Here is a 16,698-nt window from a genome sequence, read left to right as displayed (position 1 = left end):
AGCCGCCCGCGGTGAACGCCATGCCGATGCCGAACACGATCGCCAGTCCGACGTAGACGGCGATCCACGCCCCGGCCTCGCGCATGGAGGGTTCGTGCGGACGGCGGGCGATGATGACGAAGTCCGCCGCGATCACGGCGAGCAGGACGGTGATGGTCACCGCCCACACCCACGGTTGTACGTCCAAGGTTGCAGTGCTCCAGGGGTGGGGGCACACGCGTGCCCGCCCCGGATGCCGGACACCCGGGGCACGGATGGGAGAGGGGCCGCGCGGCCGCCCGCGGCGGACGCAACCGCCCCGCGAGGTATGCGACGGCGCACCATGGTATTCACTCGGCGGGGCGGTCCGGACCGTCGGGTACCCCCTAAGCGGCCCGAACACCGTAAGGGTCCGCCGGAATGACCGGTGGTACGGACCGGCGGTGGGCCGCGTCGGGCGTTCCGCGCCGGGGGTACGGGAGCGCCGTTCGCTGCGGCCGGCGGGCGTGCGGGCGGTGCGCGCCGGTGCCGGCCGACCGGGGTGCGGGGGCCGGGCACCGGACTGGAGACTACCGCCGCCCGGGGCCTCCGTGGCGCCGGGCCTCCGTGGCGCCGGGAGTCCGTTGCGGCCGTGGGCCGACGCGGCGTCCGCCCGCCCTACCGGGCCGGTCAGGCAGCCGGGGCGGGTGGGAGGAGGCGCAGGGGGACCGTCCGGACGTAGCGTTCGTCGGGGCCCATGACGTTGCCCATGAACTTGACCGTGCGCAGCACCACGCGCCGGTCGGCGATGTGCAGCCCCGGCAGCTCCTCCACCAGCCGCTGCTCGACGCGCTGCAGGTCCGGCGCCGCCCGGAGCCAGACGATGAAGTGGGTGTTCTCCGGCCCGGCGATGGTGCTGCACAGCCGCAGCTCGGGGACGCGCTCGCCCAGGTCGGTCCGCGCCCGGTCCAGCACCCGAGGGTCGACCGACCCCCACAGCACCGCCGCCACCGGCCAGCCCAGGTCGGCCCGCGCGATGTCGCACCGCAGCCCGATGATGCCGCCCCGCAGCAACCGGTTGAGCCGGCGCGCGGCCGTGGTGGCGCTGACCCCGGCCAGCTCCGCCAGCTCGTGGTACCCGGCCCGCCCGGAGCCGCACAGGTGGGTGAGCAGCCGCTGGTCGAGCTCGGTGACGCGGCCCTCCGCCGGGGGGCCGCCGCGGTCGGCCGCGTTCAGCGCGGTCAGCCGGCGGCGCTGGTCGGGGGAGAGCGCCCGCACCTGCCACCGGTGCGCCTCGAACAGCACCCCGGTGACCACGTGCGCCCGGTACCCCACGATGTCGGCGAACCCGCCGATCCAGGTCAGCAGGTAGTCCGACAGCCCCTGCGGCGCGATGACCGTGAGCAGCAGGTGGTAGGTGCCCGCCGTGAACTGGATGCTCAGCGTCCCGGGGTCCTCGGCCAGCGCCGTGGCGACCTCGATCACCCGCCCGTTGCGGCAGGTCAGTTCCAGGTAGGCCATGTTCATCCGCGACAGCGTCTCCTGCCGGGGGAACGCGGTGATGCGGACCAGGCCGGCGTCCTCCAGGCGCCGCCAGCGGCGCGCCAGCGTGGTGGCGTCGACGTCCAGGACCTGCGCCAGCTCGGCCCAGGAGGCGCGCGGCGCGAGCTGGAGCGCGTTGATCAGCTCCAGATCCGTCTCGTTGACGTCGGTGGAAACCTGCACACAGCCCCCCGAAACGCTGGAATCCGGCGATTTCAGCAGTCTACCGGCGGCGTGCCTGTACGTTGCCGCAGTGCCCGGAAGCCTCTCTGAGCTGTGTGTTTCCTGCGTGTTAACGCGGTTCGGGGGTGTCCGGGGTGCACCAGGTCACACCGCCGAGAGTGAGGACGAAGCATGCCGCAGGACCACCCGCAGCCGACCGTCGTGATCCGCAACGGGACGCTGATCGACGGCACCGGCGCCGCCCCGCTGCGCGCAGCCGCGCTGATCGCGCGGGCCGGCCGGATCGACTGGGTGGGCCCCGAGAGCGAACTCCCCGAGGTCACCGGCCCGCACACGGAGGTCGACGCCGAGGGCGGGACGATCCTGCCCGGGTTCATCGACTGCCACGTCCACCTCACCATGCGCGCCGGCAGGATGAACCCCGCCGCCCTCGTGGACCAGCCCCCCGGCTACGGCTACTACGCCGCCATCCCCATCCTGCGCGACACCCTCGCCGCCGGGGTCACCGGCGTGCGCGATCTCGCCGGCCTCGACATGGCCGTGCAGCAGGCCGTGGACGAGGGCATCGTCCCCGGCCCGCGCATCACCCTCGCCTACCGGGCGCTCGGCCCCACCGGCGGGCACGCCGACTTCCGCACCTGCTGCGGCTTCGACGCCGGCGCCGCCATGGGCCCCAACGGCGCCATCGGTATGCTCACCGACGGCGCCGACCAGGCGCTGCGCAACACCCGCGAGGCCATGCGCCAGGGCGCCGGCGTCATCAAGGTCATGGCCAGCGGCGGCGTGTGGAGCCCCCGCGACACCCCCTGGCACGACGGCCTCAACATCACCGAGATGCGCACCGTGGTCGAGGAGGCCGCGTCGCACGACGTCCCGGTCGCCGCCCACGCGCAGAGCGCCCGCAGCATCCGCAACGCCCTCACCGCGGGCGTCACCAGCATCGAGCACGGCTACGAGATCGACACCGAGGGCATCGACATGCTCGGCACCCGGGGCGGCTACCTGGTGCCGACCCTGTCGACCGCCACCACGCCGCCCGACCCGGCGACCTCCGCCCCCTACGCCGTCGCCAAGAAGCTGCGCCTCCAGGAGAACCTGAGCGCCAACATCTCCGCCGCGATCGCGGCGGGCGTCAAGGTCGCCATGGGCACCGACGCCGGGATCTGCCCGCACGGCCGCAACCTGCGCGAACTCGCGCTGCTGGTCGAGCACGGCATGACGCCGATGGGCGCCCTCCTCGCCGGCACCCGCAACGCCGCGGAGCTGCTCGGCACCCTGGACGAGACCGGGACGGTCGAGACCGGAAAGCGCGCCGACGTCGTCGTGTGCGCCGGCGACCCGATCGCCGACATCTCCGTCCTGTCCGACCCGGACAACATCACCGCCGTCCTCAAGGACGGCGCGGTGCACAAGGACACCACCGGCGCCGCCGGCCGGGCCGCGCGCACCCAGCCCTGATCCCCCGCCCCCCGTGAGGTGACACATGTCGACCCCCTCTGTGCAGGCGACCCGGCCGCGCCTCGGCGACCGGCTGCTGGACGCGATCGAACGGGCCGGCAACCGGCTCCCCGACCCGTTCAGCCTCTTCCTCATCCTGTTCGGCGCCGTGGCCGCGCTGTCGTCGGTCATGGCGGCGCTCGGCCTGAGCGTCACGCTGCCCGGTGAGGACGCCGCGACCCCCATCAAGGGGTTCTTCTCGGCCGAGGGCGTCACCTGGCTGACGACCACTATGGTCGACAACTTCATCGGCTTCCCGCCCCTGGGCGTGGTCCTGACGATGCTGCTGGCCGTCGGCATCGCCCAGCGCACCGGGCTGCTGACCGCCCTGGTCCGCCGGGCGTTCGGCAACGCCCCCCGGTGGCTGCTGCCGTACGTGGTCGCGTTCACGGCGCTGTGCGCGCACATCATGTCCGACGCGTCGATGATCGTGGTCCCGCCGCTGGCCGCGCTGGTGTTCAAGGCCGCCGGCCGGCACCCCGTCGCCGGCCTGCTCGGCGCCTACGCCACCGCGACCGCCGCCTTCAGCTGCACCCCGTTCGTCACCAGCACCGACGCGCTGCTCGCCGGGATCAGCAACGCGGCGGCCGACCCGGTCGCCGACATGACCACCCACGTCACCCCGGTGTCCAACCTGTTCGTCAGCCTGAGCTGCGCCGCGCTGCTCACCCTCGGCGCCGGCCTGCTCATCGACAAGGTGCTGGAGCCGCGCATCGCCCGCCTCGGGATCTCCCGCGACGAGGCCGCCGACGACACGGGCGCCGCCGTCCCGGCGATGTCCACCGAGCTGACCACCGCCGAGCGCAGCGGACTGCGCTGGGCCGGCTCCGCCCTGCTGGTGACCGTCGCCGCCGTGCTCGCGCTGACCCTGCCCGCCGGGGCGCCCATGCGCAACGAGGACGGCGCGTTCCTGCCGGAGTCGCCGCTGCTGTCCTCGGTCGTCTTCCTCGTCTTCCTGGTGCTCGTCGTCCCCGCCGTCGCCTACGGCGTGCGGGTGCGCACCATCACCGGCAGCGAGAGCGTGTCGCGGATGATGGGCGACTCGGTCAAGGACATGGCCGGGTTCCTGGTGGTGGCGTTCGTGCTGTCGCAGTTCCTCGCCCTGTTCAACTGGAGCGGGATGTCGTCGTGGATCGCCGTGCAGGGCGCCTCGCTGCTGGAGCGGGCGCACTTCACCGGCTACGGCGCGATCGTCGCGTTCATCGTCGCCGTCTCCCTGCTGAACTTCCTGGTGACCTCCGGGTCGTCGCTGTGGACGCTCATCGCCGCCGTGTTCGTGCCGATGTTCGCCCTGATCGGCTACGAGCCCGGGTTCATCCAGGCCGCGTTCCGCGTCGGCGACTCCGCCACCCAGGCGCTCACCCCGCTCAACCCCTACCTGGTGATCATCCTCGGCTACCTGCGCAAGTACGAGCCGGGCGCCGGCATCGGCACGATCGTCGCGCGCATGCTGCCGTTCTCCGTGGTGTTCTGGGTGCTGTGGGTGGGCGTGCTGACCGTCTTCTTCTTCACCGGAGCCCCCATCGGGCCGGGCATGGGCATCCGCCTGTGACGCCCCGCCCGCCCCGCCCCGCCACCCATCCGAGAGGAGGCACCCCCGTGCCCGCCCCCACCACCGTCTACCGCGACGCCACCCTCATCGACGGCACCGGCTCCGACCCGGTCACCGCCGCCGCGGTGGTCGTCACCGGCGGCACCATCGCCTACGCCGGGCCCGCCCAGGACGCGCCGCCCGCCCCCGAGGGCGCCCGGGTGGTCGACCTCGGCGGCCGCACCCTGCTGCCCGGGTTCTTCGACACCCACGTCCACTTCAACTACGCCGACACCTCCCGGCTCACCTCGAACAACCTCGACGTGCACCCCAGCCTGCACGCGTTCGAGACCGCCGAGCGCATGCGCCGCACCCTGCACGCCGGCGTCACCAGCGCCCGCGACCTCGGCGGGATCGACGCCGGCTACCGCGAGGCCCGCGACCGCGGCCTGATCGCCGGCCCCCGGTTGCGGGTCGCCGTGCGGCTGATGAGCCACACCGGCGGGCACGCCGACTTCACCCTGCCCACCGGCGTCAACCTGCACGAGTGCGGCAACACCACCGGCGAGATCGTGGACTCCGTGCACGAGGCGCGGGTCGGCGCCCGGCGGCTGATGCGCGACGGCGCCGACGTCATCAAGCTCTGCGCCACCGGCGGCGTCTCCAGCCCGTCCGACACCCCCGACGACGAGGGGCTGACGGTCGAGGAGATCGCCGCCGTGGTCGAGGAGACCGCCCGGCACGGCGGCCGCCCGGTGGCCGCGCACGCCCAGGGCGCCGCGGGCATCCGCAACGCGGTGCGCGGCGGGGTGACGAGCATCGAGCACGGCTACCTCGTGGACGACGAGGGCATCGACCTGATGCTGGAGCGCGGCACCTTCCTGGTGCCGACCCTGGCGACGTTCGACTTCGCCGACCGCGAGCACCTGATGTCGCGCAAGGCCGTGGCCACCAAGCGCGCCCTCGCCGAGCGCACCTTCGAGCGCGTCTCCGAGGCCGTGCGGCGCGGGGTGCGGGTGGCGCTGGGCACCGACGCCGGCATCTCGCCGCACGGCGCCAACCTCGCCGAGCTGCGGCACCTCGTCGCGGTCGGGATGAGCCCCATGGCGGCGATCCGGGCGGGCACCGCGCACGCCGCCGAACTGCTCGGTGTCGCCGACCGGCTGGGCACGGTCCGCGCCGGGATGACCGCCGACCTCGTCGTCTGCGACGGCGACCCGCTGGCGGACGTGGGGGTCCTCGCCGACCCCGCCAACATCGTGCTGGTGGTCCAGGACGGCCGCGCGGTCAAGGACGCGCTGCCCGCGGCCTGACCCCGGTCCCTCCCCGCCGCCCGGCCGCGCCCGGTCCCGCCCCGCGCGGGGCGGGACCGGGCGGCGGCGCCGCGAAATGTCACCGGTCCGCCCTAGGGTCGGAGGCGTCGTGAGGGACCCGCGCCGATCCGCGCGGACCCCGCGGCGCCGGCGCGCCATCGCGCCGCCGGGCACGGCCACGGGTGCACCGCCGCGGAGGACGGCCGCGGCGGCGCACCCGCCGGCGCCCGCCCGGGTGCTTGCCGACCGCACCCGCTGCCACCGCGTATGATCACCCTGTGTCATCTCCCGAGTACGCGGAGTCGCGCGCCGACGGCGTCACCCGCCGCGGCCGCATCGAGCGCGTGCCCCTGCGCGTCCCCCGCAACGACTGGAGCATGCTCACCCCGCCGACGATCGGCCGGTGGACCCCCACCCGCACCATCAGCGTGGTCATCCCCGCCCGCGGCCACCCCGAAGGCGTCGCCGCCACCCTCGCGGCGCTCGCCGCGCAGACCTACCCGGCGCACCTGGTCGAGGTGGTGGTCGTCGACGACCACTCCCGGCCGCCACTGGCCCCGCCGCCGTTGCGCCCCGAGCGCTGCCGGGTCGAGACCGCGCCCGCCGGCGGCTGGGGCGCCGGCCACGCCCGCGCCTACGGCGCCCACGTCACCTCCGGCGACATCCTCTGCTGGCTCGACGCCGGGCTCACCGTCGGACCCGCCCACCTGGAGGCGCACGCCCGCTGGCAGCACGCGCACGCCGAGTGCGTCACCGTCGGCCGGGTCCGCCCGGCCCTCCCGCCGCAGGCCGCCGCAGCGCCGGGCGCGCCGGGCGTGCCGCAGGGCGGCCCCGGCCACTTCGACCACCTCGGCTTCACCGCCTACACCGGCGCGTCCGCCGCGCTGCGCCGCTCCCTGTACGAGGCGGCGGGCGGCGTCGACCCGGCTCTGGACCTCGGCCAGGACACCGAGTTCGGCTACCGGCTCTGGCAGGCCGGGGCGCTGCTGGTCCCCGAACCCGCCGCCGACGCCCACCGGTGCGCCGCCAACCCGGCGACCCGCACCCGGGTGCCCTCGCCCCGCTACCACCGCGAGGTCCTCGCCGAGCTGATGCCGCACCCGCGCACCCACCGCGCCCCGCTGCCCGCACACCGCCGCCGCGTCCCCCTGGTGCGCGCCGTGGTCGACGCCGCCGGGGGGCGCTACGAGACCGTCCGGGGCTGCGTCGACCGCCTGCTGGAGGGCGGCGAGGACGACCTCGCCGTCACCCTCGTCGCCGACTGGGACGCCGGTGTCGGGGCCGCGGACGCCCCGGCGCTCGACCTGCGCCTGCTCCAGGCCGCCTACCTGGGCGACCCGCGGGTCCGGTTCGCCGCCATCGCCCCGCGCACCGGGTTCCCCTCGCCCTACCTGCTGGAGGTCCCGGCCGGCTGGGGGCTGGGCCCCACCGCCCTCGCCGGGCTGCTCGCCCGCGCCGAGCGCTCCCGCGCCGGCCTCACCGAACTCGTGCCCGACCCGCCCGCTGCGGCCCGCGCGCCCGTGCGGCTGTGGACCACCCGCGCCCTCACCCGCGCCCTGCGGGTGCGCACGCTCGGCGAGGACCCCGCCGACGTGGTGGCCGAACTGCACGGCCGCTACCGGGTGCGCGCGGGCGGCGGCGCGCTGGTCGACCTGGACGGGCCGCCCCCGCCGCGGACCCCCGGGCTCCCCGGGCGGCCGGCGGAGGCGGCGGGGGAGAGGGAGGGCGGGGCGGACCCGGACGCGGAGGCCGGTCGCACCGCCCCGGCCGCGCCCGCCGGGCGCGGGCCGGAGGGCCCGCTGCGGCGGATGCTGTCGGCGCTGCGCGGCCCGTTCCGCCGCCGCGGCCGGTGAGCGCTCGGGGCGGGCGCCCGGGACCCGCCGGGCGCCCGGCCCGGACGCGTGCCGCGGGGGCCCGGCCGCCGGCCGGTGGGGGAAGACACCGGCCGGGCACGCGGACCGGCCGACGCGCGCGGCCATAACACTCTGCCACATGTCGGGCGCGCGTGGTGACGCGCCGCCCGTTTCCGCCGGTGCGGACGCCGGGCGCGGGCGGCGCGGAGGGGCGCCGTCAGCCCCCGGCGATCGCGTCGACGGACGCCTGCAGCGAGGCGTGGACGTCCTCGGGCAGCGGCGCCGACCCGGTCTCCTCGGCCGCCGCCCGCTGGCCCTCGGGGCTGATCACGTAGCCCAGGAAGTCGCGCACCCGCTCGGCCTCGGCCGCGTCCTCGTAGCGCAGGCAGGCGATCTCATAGCTCACCAGCACGATCGGGTAGGTGCCGGACGCGGTGGTGCCGTAGTCGAGCTCCAGCGCGTGGTCGTGCTCCGTGTTCCCCTCGCGCTCGGGGGAGTTCGCCACCACGGCCGCCGCCGACTCCGGCGACACCGCCACGAACTCGTCGCCCACGCCCACCTCGACGCTGGACATGCCGCCGATGTGCGACGCCTCGACGTAGCCGATCGTCCCCTGGCCGCCCTCGACGGCCTCGGCGATGCCGCTGTTGCCCTGCGCGGCCTCCACCGGCGGCAGCGGCCACATGCCGCCCGGCTCGTGCGGCCAGGCGTCCCCGGCGGCCGCCGCCAGGTACTCCGTGAAGTTCTCCGTGGTGCCGGAGTCGTCGGACCGCGACACCGGGGTGATGCGCATGTCCGGCAGGTCGGCGTCCGGGTTGTCCTCGGCGATCCGCGGATCGTTCCAGGTGGTGATCTGCTGGTCGAAGATCGCCGCGATGGTCTCCGGGCGCAGCCGCAGCTCCTCCACGCCCTCCAGGTGGAACACGACGGCGATCGGCACCACGTAGGCGGGGATGTTCACCGCCTCGGCGCCGGCGCAGCGGGGGCGGGCCTCCGCGTGCTCCTCGGGGTCGAGGGCGGCGTCGGAGCCGGCGATGGCCACCGCGCCGTCGAGGAACTGGCTGCGCCCGCCGCCCGACCCGATCGAGTTGTAGAAGACCAGCGCGTCCTCGCACTCCGTCTGGTAGCCCGCCACCCAGGTCTGCATGGCGTTCTCCTGGGCGCTGGACCCCGACGCCGACAGGCTGCCGTCGAAGCAGGCGAGGTCGGCGGGGACCGGCAGCGGGTTGTTGCCGCGCACGGCGTCGTCGCTGCCGCACCCGGCGGTCAGCGCCACCGCCCCGGCGAGCGCGACGGCGGACACCCTGCGATACGTGGACGGCTGCACGACTGCGTCAATCCCCCTCGTGTTCGCCGGGTGACTCCGTGTGCACACGCAGACCTATCCGACGGCGTTCGGCTGAACCTCCGGTGATCGGAGACCGACCTGAAATTTAACAACAGGTGGTGGTGTGTGCCGAACAGAGGGGTTGTGGGGAACTCCTCACCCCGCTCTCACCCCGCTGCGGGGCCCGGCCGCGCCGCCGCCCGCGCCTCCGCGATCCGCCCCAGCACCGCCCGGATCCCCAGCTCGTAGCCCGCCACCCCGCACCCGGCGATGTAGCCGGCCATCACCGGCGCCGTCACCGACGTGTGCCGGAACGCCTCGCGCGCGTAGACGTTGGAGATGTGCACCTCCACGCACGGCACCGGCACCGCCTCGACCGCGTCGCGCAGCGCGATGCTGTAGTGCGCCAGCGCCCCCGGGTTGAGCACGATCCCGTCCAGTCCCCGCGCCCGGTGCACGTGGTCGACCAGGACCCCCTCGTGGTTGCTCTGCGCGCACTCCACGTCGGCGCCCAGCTCCGCGCCCAGCGCGACGACCCGGCGCTCGACGTCGGCCAGCGTCGTGCTGCCGTACTGGGCCGGGTCGCGCTCGCCGAGCAGGTTGAGGTTGGGGCCGTTGAGCAGCAGCACGGTGGGGCGGTCGGTGGTCGTGGGCACGGTGGCGGACCCTTCCGGGGAGGCGGTTCGGAGACGTCGCACAGCCTAACCCCGCCGCCCGCGCCCGCCGGGGCGGACGCGCGGCCCGGCGGCGGCGCCCGCCCCGGTGTCAACCGCCCTCCGACGGGGCACACCGCCCTCGATGACAACGCACACGCCCGCGTCGACCTACCGGCTGCAACTGCACCCCGGGTTCACGCTGCACCACGCCGCCCGGCTCGTCGACTACCTGCACCGCCTCGGGGTCGACGCCGTGTACACGTCCCCGCTGCTCACCGCGGCCCCCGGGTCCACGCACGGCTACGACGTGGTCGACCCCGCCGCGGTCGCGGACGCCCTCGGCGGCGACGAGGGCCGCACCGCCCTCACCGCGCTGCTGCGCGAGCGCGGCATGGGCATCGTGGTCGACATCGTCCCCAACCACATGTCGGTGGCCGTGCCCGAGGCCAACCCGGCCTGGTGGGACGTCCTGCGCCACGGGCGCGACTCCGCCCACGCGCACTGGTTCGACGTCGACTGGTCGCGCGGGCCCCTCCTGCTGCCCGTCCTCGCCGACGACGGCGACGGCGGCGCCGCCGCGCTGCGCGGACTCACCGTCGACGGCGACCGCCTCTGCTACGAGGAGCACCGCTACCCGCTCGCGCCCGGCACCGGCGGCGGCGACCCCGCCGAGGTCCACGAGCGCCAGCACTACCGGCTGGTGTCCTGGCGGCGCGGCGCCGCCGACCTCGGCTACCGCCGGTTCTTCGACGTCACCGACCTCGCCGGGGTACGGGTCGAGGACCCCGACGTCTTCGCCGCCACCCACGCCGAGATCCTGCGCTGGGCCGCGCGCGGCGAACTCGACGGCCTGCGCGTGGACCACCCCGACGGCCTCACCGACCCCGGCGGCTACCTGCGCGACCTGGCCGCCGCCTTCCCCGGGTGGATCGTCGCCGAGAAGATCCTGCAACCCGGCGAGGACCTGCCCGCCTCCTGGCCCGTCGCCGGCACCACCGGCTACGACGCCCTGCGCGAGGTGTGCGGGCTGTTCGTCGACCCCGCCGGCGAGGCCCCGTTCACCGACCTGGCCGAGGCGCTGGGCGTGCCCACCGACACCGCCGCGGTCGAGGCCGGGGCGCGGCGGCTGGCCGCCACCCGGCTGCTGCCCGCCGAGGTCCGCCGCATCGCCGCCCTGGCGGCCGGTGCCGACCCCGACCACCCCCGGGAGGCCGGCTCCGGCCCCGAGCGCACCCGGGAGGCCGTCGCCGAACTCCTCGCCGCCTTCCCCGTCTACCGCAGCTACCTGCCTGAGGGCCGCGCCGACTGGGACGCGGCCGTACGCCGGGCCGCCGCCGCCCGCCCCGACCTCGCCGACGACCTCGCCGGCATCGACCGCCGCGTCCGCGCCGACCCCGGCGGCGAACTCGCCCGTCGCATCCAGCAGACCAGCGGCATGGTCGTGGCCAAGGGCACCGAGGACACCGCCTTCTACCGGGCCACCCGGTTCACCGCCCTGAACGAGGTCGGCGGCGACCCCGCCGCGTTCGGAGTCGGCGTCGACGCGTTCCACGCCGCGGCGGCGCGCCGCGAGTCCGGCCGCCCGCACACCATGACCTCGCTGTCCACCCACGACACCAAGCGCTCCGAGGACGTCCGCGCGCGCCTGGCGGTGCTCAGCGAGATCCCCGACGAGGCCGCCGCGGCGATCCGCCGCTGGACCGCCCGCCGCGGCATCGGCGAGCCGTCGCTCAACCTGCTCGCCTGGCAGACCCTGCTCGGCGCCTGGCCGATCAGCGCGGGGCGGCTGCGCGACTACCTGCTCAAGGCGGCGCGCGAGGCCAAGGTCCGGACCTCCTGGACCGACCCCGACCCCGACTTCGACACCGAGGTCGCCGCCTGGCCCGAGGCGGTGCTCACCGACGCCGACCTGGCGGAGGAGGTCGCCGCCCTCGTCACGCGCATCCGCCCCGCCGGGTGGAGCAACGCCCTGGGGCAGAAGCTGGTGCAGCTCCTGGCCCCCGGCGTGCCCGACGTCTACCAGGGCACCGAGCTGTGGGACCTCTCGCTGGTCGACCCCGACAACCGCCGCCCGGTCGACTTCGCCACCCGCGACGCCCTGCTCGGCCGCCTGGAGCAGGGCCGGCTGCCCGACATCGACGCCACCGGCGAGGCCAAGCTGCACGTGGTCCGGCACGCCCTGCACGTCCGCCGCGACCGCGACCTGCGCGGCTACCTGCCGCTGGTACCCGTGGGCGCCGCCGCCGAGCACGCGGTCGCGTTCGCCCGGGGCCCGGCGCGCGACGTCGTGGTGGTCGCCACCCGCCTCCCGCTCGGCCTGGCGGCCGCGGGCGGCTGGCGCGACACCGAGGTCCCCCTCCCGCCGGGCCCCGGCACCTGGACCGACCGCCTCACCGGCCGCCCCGTCCCCGCCGCCGCCGAGGGCCCCACCACGGCCCCCCTCGCCCCCCTCCTCACCCGCTACCCCGTCGCCCTCCTCACCCGCGACTGACCCCGGGCGCCGGCCCACCGACACCGCCGCCATCCGAGCGCGGACGCCCGGCCGATCACGTCGGCCGGTGCGCCGACCCGCCCGCCGGCCTCCGAGTCCGGCCGGACGCGCGCTGGGCGAGCCGCCGGGCCCGTTGTACGGCGGCGCCGGCCTGGGCCAGGCTCTCCTGGAGCTCGCGCTGACCGGGGTCGTCGGCGCGCGCGATCGCGTCGGCGCACGCCTGGCGGATCCACGCGGAGACGCTCACCCGGCGTCCTCCGCCGCCCGGCGGACCGCCCGGTGCTCATCGAGGGCGAACCGCACGGAGGTGTTGACGCCCAGGGACGCCGCCGGCCTCAGGTCGACCGTGCCGTCCGCGAAGTGCTCCTCGATCGTGTCGGCGTGGGCGTAGTAGAACTCTGAGAGCTCCTCCTCCGACATGTCTTCCAGCGGTTTGTCCGTCATTCGGCCTCCCAGGCGTTGATCGGTCGGATGCGTCGTGACTCCGGGTCCCACGCGGCGACGACGACGATCCGACGCCCGCCACGAGTGCGGCCCGAGCCCATGACGTTGCCCGCGCGGCCCTTCTTGGTCCTCGTGTGGTACATGCGGAACTACATTCGGCAACGTAGTCCTGACTCTTCGTGCGCGTGGGTGTTCTCCCGAAAACGGATGGTGAGGGCGGGGGTAGGGTGCGCTGTCATGGGGGAGACGGGGATCGGGGTGCCCGATCGGCTGCGGATGCCGGGGCGGGTGCTGGCGGCGCTGGTGTGCCCGCACTGCGGGGGCGGGCTGGGCGGGGACGCGCGCGGGGGGCTGGTGTGCCCCGCCGGGCACTCCTTCGACGTGGCCCGCGAGGGCTACGCCGGGCTGCTCACCGGGCGGCGGCCGCCCACCGGGGGCGACACCGCCGCCATGGTCGCCGACCGCCGGGCCTTCCAGGACGCCGGCCACTACGCCCCGCTCGCCCGGCGGCTCGCCGCCCTCGCCACCGCGCACGGCCTCGGCGACGGGCTCGCCGCCGACGTCGGCGCCGGCACCGGTTACTACCTCGCCGCCGTGCTCGACGCCGCGCCCGGCGCCGCCGGGATCGCCCTGGACGTCTCCAAGTACGCCCTGCGCCGCGCCGCCAAGGCCCACCCCCGCGCCGGGGCCGCCGCCTGCGACGCCTGGCAGGGCCTCCCGCTGCGCACCGGGTCGGTGTCGGTGCTGCTCAACGTGTTCGCGCCGCGCGACGGCGCCGGATTCCGGCGCGTGCTGCGGGACGACGGCGCCCTCCTCGTCGTCGTGCCCACCGCCCGCCATCTCGACGGGCTGGTCGGCCCCCTCGGGCTCGTCGCCGTCGACGCCCGCAAGGAGGAGCGGCTGGAGCGCACCCTCGGCGACCACTTCACCACCGTCCACACCGAGGAGCTGGACGTCCCGCTGCTGCTCCCGCACGCCGACGCCGCCACCGCCGCCGGCATGGGCCCCAGCGCCCGGCACATCGCGGCGGGCGACCTCGCCGCCCGCGTCGCCGCCCTGCCCGACCCGGTGCCGGCCACCGCGTCGTTCCGCCTCTCCGTCCACCGGCCCCGCGCCGCGTAGCGGTGGCTGAGTACAGGCGGGCCGCCGCGCCCGTCCGCCGGGCCCGGGCGGCATAGCGGCGGCCCCGCGTGGGTAGGCCGCAGCCGTGAACGCGCGCGAAGGGGAGCGGTACGCCGTCTGGGCGCCCGACCGCCACCGGGTCCGACTCCGCATCGACGGCACCGACCACCCGATGACCGCCGACGGCACCGGGTGGTGGCACGCCGCCGTCCCCGGCGCCGGACCCGGCACCGACTACGCCTTCCTGCTCGACGACGACCCCGACCCGCTGCCCGACCCCCGCTCCGCCTGGCAGCCCCACGGCGTGCACGGCCCCTCCCGCCGCTACGACCACGCCGCCTTCCCCTGGACCGACGCCGACTGGACCGGCCGCGCCCTGCCCGGCTCCGTCGTCTACGAACTGCACATCGGCACCTTCACCCCCGAAGGCACCTTCGACGCCGCCATCGGCCGCCTCGACCACCTGACCGACCTCGGCGCCGACCTGGTCGAGGTGCTGCCCGTCAACGCCTTCGACGGCCCCTACGGCTGGGGCTACGACGGTGTGCTGTGGGGCGCCGTCCACGACCCCTACGGCGGCCCCGACGCGTTCAAGCGGTTCGTCGACGCCTGCCACCGGCGCGGCCTGGGCGTGCTGCTCGACGTGGTCTACAACCACCTCGGCCCCGCCGGCGCCTACCTGCCCCGGTTCGGCCCCTACTTCCGCGGCGAGAACGCGTGGGGCCCCTCCCTCAACCTCGACGGCCCCGGCTCCGACGAGGTCCGCCGCTACGTCATCGACAACGCCCTGGGCTGGCTGCGCGACTACCACCTCGACGGGCTGCGGATCGACGCCGTGCACGCGCTGCGCGACACCCGCGCCACCCACCTGCTCACCGAACTCGCGGCCGCGGCCGACGCGCTCGCCGCCGGGCTGCGCCGCCCGCTGACCCTCATCGCCGAGTCCGACCTGAACGACCCGCGCATGGTCGCCTCCCGCGAGGCCGGCGGGCACGGCATGGGCGCGCAATGGGCCGACGACCTCCACCACGCCCTGCACGCCGCCCTCACCGGCGAGGACCACGGCTACTACGCCGACTTCGCCGCCCCGGGCGTCCTCGCCCGCACCCTGGAGCGCGTGTTCCTGCACGACGGCGGCCACTCCTCGTTCCGCGGCCGCGCCCACGGCGCCCCGGTCGACCGGGGCCGCCTGCCCGGCCACCGGTTCCTCGCCTACCTGCAGAACCACGACCAGATCGGCAACCGGGCGCGCGGCGACCGCATGGCCGAGACCGCCTCCCCGGGGCTGCTGGTGTGCGGCGCCGCCCTCGTGCTGTGCTCGCCCTACACCCCGATGCTGTTCATGGGGGAGGAGTGGGCGGCCTCCACGCCCTGGCGGTTCTTCGCGTCCTTCCCCGACCCCGATCTCGCCGAGGGGGTGCGGGCCGGCCGCCGCCGCGAGTTCGCCGCCCACGGGTGGGGCGCCGCCGACATCCCCGACCCCATGGACCCCGCCACCCGCGACGCCTCCGTGCTGCGCTGGGACGAGCGCGGCGCCGCGCCGCACCGCGACGTCCTCGCCGCCTACCGCGCCCTCATCGCGCTGCGCCGCTCCCACCCCGACCTCGCCGACCCGCGCCTGGACCGGTTCCGGGTCGACGCCGCCGACGACGGGCGCGTCCTGGTCCTGCACCGCGGCGGCCTGCGGGTCGCGGTCAATCTGCGCCCCGAACCCGCCGACGCCGCGCTCGACCGGCCCGCCGGCCGGGTGCTGCTCGCCACCCCCGGCGCCACCGCCGACGGCGCCGTGGTGCGGCTGCCCGCCGAGGCGTTCGCGGTGGTCACCGCCGCCGGACCCGCCCCACCGGGCGCGGCCGGTCCGCCGCCCCGCCCTTGACCACGAAGTGCCGGACGTGGTGCCAGACCGGGTCCGCGCCGTAGGCGACCGTGTCCACCAGCCGGCCGCCGTTGGCGCGCACCAGCGCGGCCACCTCCGCCGCCGGGACGGCGTGCATGCGCATCGGCGCCGGGTAGCCCAGCACGCGCCGCTGCACGAACCGCAGCACCGGGTGCGGCAGCGTCCGCGCGACCGCGCCGAACAGCGGGACCGTGGCCCGGTCGGGCAGCCCGGCCACGAGCACCCCGCCCGGCCGCAGGACCCGCAGCAGCTCGGCCAGGTAGCCCCGGGCGAGCCCGGGGGTGAGGTGCTGCAGCACCCGGTCGGTGTAGACCAGGTCGAACCCGTCCGACCCCAGCAGCGCCAGGTCGGGCGCCGTGTTGTGCAGGAACACCGCCCGGCCGCCGGACCGGTCCATCCGGCGCGCCTCGGCCAGCATCGACGCCGCGATGTCCACCCCCACGACCTCGTCGAACCGCTCGGTCAGCGCCGCGGTGAGCCGGCCCGCCCCGCAGCCGAAGTCCAGCGCCCGCCCGGTCCCGACCGGCAGCCCGAGCCGGTCCAGCCGGTCGAACGCGGCCGCCACCTCGGCCCGGCCGGTCGCCAGGAACTCCTCCTCGGTCCAGGCGGGGCCGCGCCGCCCCCGCTCGGTCAGCACCGCCCACAGCGGGTCGGCCGCGCCGAGGACGTCCCAGTCGCGGTGGATCTCATCGAGTGCCATGTGCCGCCTCCCGTGTCCGGCGGGCCCGTCCGCCCGTCCGTACCGGAACGCTAGGCCGCGGCGGGGTCCGCGGGCACGGGGGCGCAGGACCGATCCGGGGTGGGCCGGACCCCACCCCCGACCGGGGTGCGGACCCACCCTGCGCGTGGCGCGGCGCGGCGGGCGCGGCGCGGTGCCGCGCCCA

Annotated in this window: 14 protein-coding genes and 1 pseudogene; 7 read left to right on the top strand and 8 right to left on the bottom strand. The window is 76.3% G+C overall.

Annotated features, from left to right (window positions below; all coding sequences use genetic code 11):
* Together NT8_RS28870 and NT8_RS20745 are read right to left on the bottom strand one after the other, a co-directional pair.
* Window positions 1-187: pseudogene (locus NT8_RS28870) on the bottom strand (TerC family protein); the annotation flags it as partial.
* A 461-nt stretch (window positions 188-648) separates the two neighbouring features.
* Window positions 649-1,683 carry an Lrp/AsnC family transcriptional regulator gene (locus NT8_RS20745; protein ID WP_067972274.1) on the bottom strand — a complete coding sequence of 345 codons (1,035 nt, stop codon included), beginning with the start codon at window positions 1,681-1,683 and terminating at the stop codon, window positions 649-651.
* Window positions 1,684-1,854: 171 nt separating this feature from the next.
* Here NT8_RS20745 and NT8_RS20740 point away from each other — a divergent pair, with 171 nt between their 5' ends.
* From NT8_RS20740 to NT8_RS20725, 4 genes are all read left to right on the top strand, one after another.
* Entirely contained in the window at window positions 1,855-3,141 is a 1,287-nt protein-coding gene (locus NT8_RS20740; protein WP_067972271.1) for a metal-dependent hydrolase family protein, read from the top strand.
* 25 nt (window positions 3,142-3,166) lie between these two features.
* A complete protein-coding gene (locus NT8_RS20735; RefSeq protein WP_067972268.1) occupies window positions 3,167-4,732 on the top strand; it encodes an AbgT family transporter in 1,566 nt (521 codons plus the stop codon).
* A 47-nt stretch (window positions 4,733-4,779) separates the two neighbouring features.
* Window positions 4,780-6,024 (top strand): metal-dependent hydrolase family protein, encoded by a 1,245-nt coding sequence (locus NT8_RS20730; RefSeq protein WP_067972266.1) that lies wholly within the window; start codon window positions 4,780-4,782, stop codon window positions 6,022-6,024.
* Between the two features lie 278 nt (window positions 6,025-6,302).
* Entirely contained in the window at window positions 6,303-7,877 is a 1,575-nt protein-coding gene (locus tag NT8_RS20725) for a glycosyltransferase (RefSeq protein ID WP_394326593.1), read from the top strand.
* 217 nt (window positions 7,878-8,094) lie between these two features.
* Here NT8_RS20725 and pstS read toward each other — a convergent pair whose 3' ends face one another.
* Window positions 8,095-9,204 (bottom strand): phosphate ABC transporter substrate-binding protein PstS, encoded by a 1,110-nt coding sequence (pstS, locus tag NT8_RS20720; RefSeq protein WP_084469140.1) that lies wholly within the window; start codon window positions 9,202-9,204, stop codon window positions 8,095-8,097.
* A 167-nt stretch (window positions 9,205-9,371) separates the two neighbouring features.
* A complete protein-coding gene (aroQ, locus tag NT8_RS20715; protein ID WP_067972261.1) occupies window positions 9,372-9,860 on the bottom strand; it encodes a type II 3-dehydroquinate dehydratase in 489 nt (162 codons plus the stop codon).
* A 142-nt stretch (window positions 9,861-10,002) separates the two neighbouring features.
* On the opposite strand from aroQ, the gene treY reads away from it, so the two are divergent.
* Window positions 10,003-12,351, top strand: coding sequence for a malto-oligosyltrehalose synthase (gene treY / locus NT8_RS20710; RefSeq protein ID WP_067972258.1), 2,349 nt, complete (start codon window positions 10,003-10,005; stop codon window positions 12,349-12,351).
* A gap of 55 nt (window positions 12,352-12,406) precedes the next feature.
* Here the strand turns inward: treY and NT8_RS20705 are convergent, their stop codons facing one another.
* The 3 genes from NT8_RS20705 to NT8_RS29520 are packed head-to-tail and all read right to left on the bottom strand — an operon-like array spanning window position 12,407 to window position 12,938.
* Window positions 12,407-12,598 (bottom strand): hypothetical protein, encoded by a 192-nt coding sequence (locus NT8_RS20705; RefSeq protein ID WP_067972256.1) that lies wholly within the window; start codon window positions 12,596-12,598, stop codon window positions 12,407-12,409.
* Complete coding sequence (locus NT8_RS20700; protein ID WP_067972253.1) at window positions 12,595-12,795, bottom strand: hypothetical protein; 201 nt, start codon at window positions 12,793-12,795, stop codon at window positions 12,595-12,597. Before NT8_RS20700 ends, NT8_RS20705 begins: the two co-directional genes overlap by 4 nt.
* Complete coding sequence (locus NT8_RS29520; RefSeq protein ID WP_157515911.1) at window positions 12,792-12,938, bottom strand: hypothetical protein; 147 nt, start codon at window positions 12,936-12,938, stop codon at window positions 12,792-12,794. The genes NT8_RS20700 and NT8_RS29520 overlap by 4 nt, the downstream gene beginning before the upstream one ends.
* A 94-nt stretch (window positions 12,939-13,032) precedes the next feature.
* Between NT8_RS29520 and NT8_RS20695 the strand changes: the two genes are divergently transcribed.
* Together NT8_RS20695 and treZ are read left to right on the top strand one after the other, a co-directional pair.
* Window positions 13,033-13,917, top strand: coding sequence for a putative RNA methyltransferase (locus tag NT8_RS20695; RefSeq protein ID WP_067972250.1), 885 nt, complete (start codon window positions 13,033-13,035; stop codon window positions 13,915-13,917).
* Window positions 13,918-14,002: 85 nt separating this feature from the next.
* A complete protein-coding gene (treZ, locus tag NT8_RS20690) occupies window positions 14,003-15,793 on the top strand; it encodes a malto-oligosyltrehalose trehalohydrolase (protein WP_067972247.1) in 1,791 nt (596 codons plus the stop codon).
* Here the strand turns inward: treZ and NT8_RS20685 are convergent.
* Window positions 15,738-16,514 (bottom strand): class I SAM-dependent methyltransferase, encoded by a 777-nt coding sequence (locus NT8_RS20685; RefSeq protein WP_067972245.1) that lies wholly within the window; start codon window positions 16,512-16,514, stop codon window positions 15,738-15,740. The two genes, treZ and NT8_RS20685, sit on opposite strands and share 56 nt — an antisense overlap.
* Window positions 16,515-16,698: the final 184 nt, after the last annotated feature.

The sequence above is a fragment of the Nocardiopsis trehalosi NBRC 14201 genome, assembly GCF_001552555.1.
Taxonomy (GTDB): Bacteria; Actinomycetota; Actinomycetes; order Streptosporangiales; family Streptosporangiaceae; genus Nocardiopsis_B; species Nocardiopsis_B trehalosi.
Note: the sequence above shows the minus strand (reverse complement) of the source record. Positions and strands in the feature narration are given on the sequence as shown.

Coding starts and splice junctions, on each gene's coding strand:
- NT8_RS20685 (WP_067972245.1), bottom strand. CDS start 16,514: ATGGCACTCGATGAGATCCACCGCGACTGGGACGTCCTCGGCGCGGCC.
- NT8_RS29520 (WP_157515911.1), bottom strand. CDS start 12,938: ATGTACCACACGAGGACCAAGAAGGGCCGCGCGGGCAACGTCATGGGC.
- NT8_RS20700 (WP_067972253.1), bottom strand. CDS start 12,795: ATGACGGACAAACCGCTGGAAGACATGTCGGAGGAGGAGCTCTCAGAG.
- NT8_RS20695 (WP_067972250.1), top strand. CDS start 13,033: ATGGGGGAGACGGGGATCGGGGTGCCCGATCGGCTGCGGATGCCGGGG.
- treY (WP_067972258.1), top strand. CDS start 10,003: ATGACAACGCACACGCCCGCGTCGACCTACCGGCTGCAACTGCACCCC.
- NT8_RS20740 (WP_067972271.1), top strand. CDS start 1,855: ATGCCGCAGGACCACCCGCAGCCGACCGTCGTGATCCGCAACGGGACG.
- NT8_RS20735 (WP_067972268.1), top strand. CDS start 3,167: ATGTCGACCCCCTCTGTGCAGGCGACCCGGCCGCGCCTCGGCGACCGG.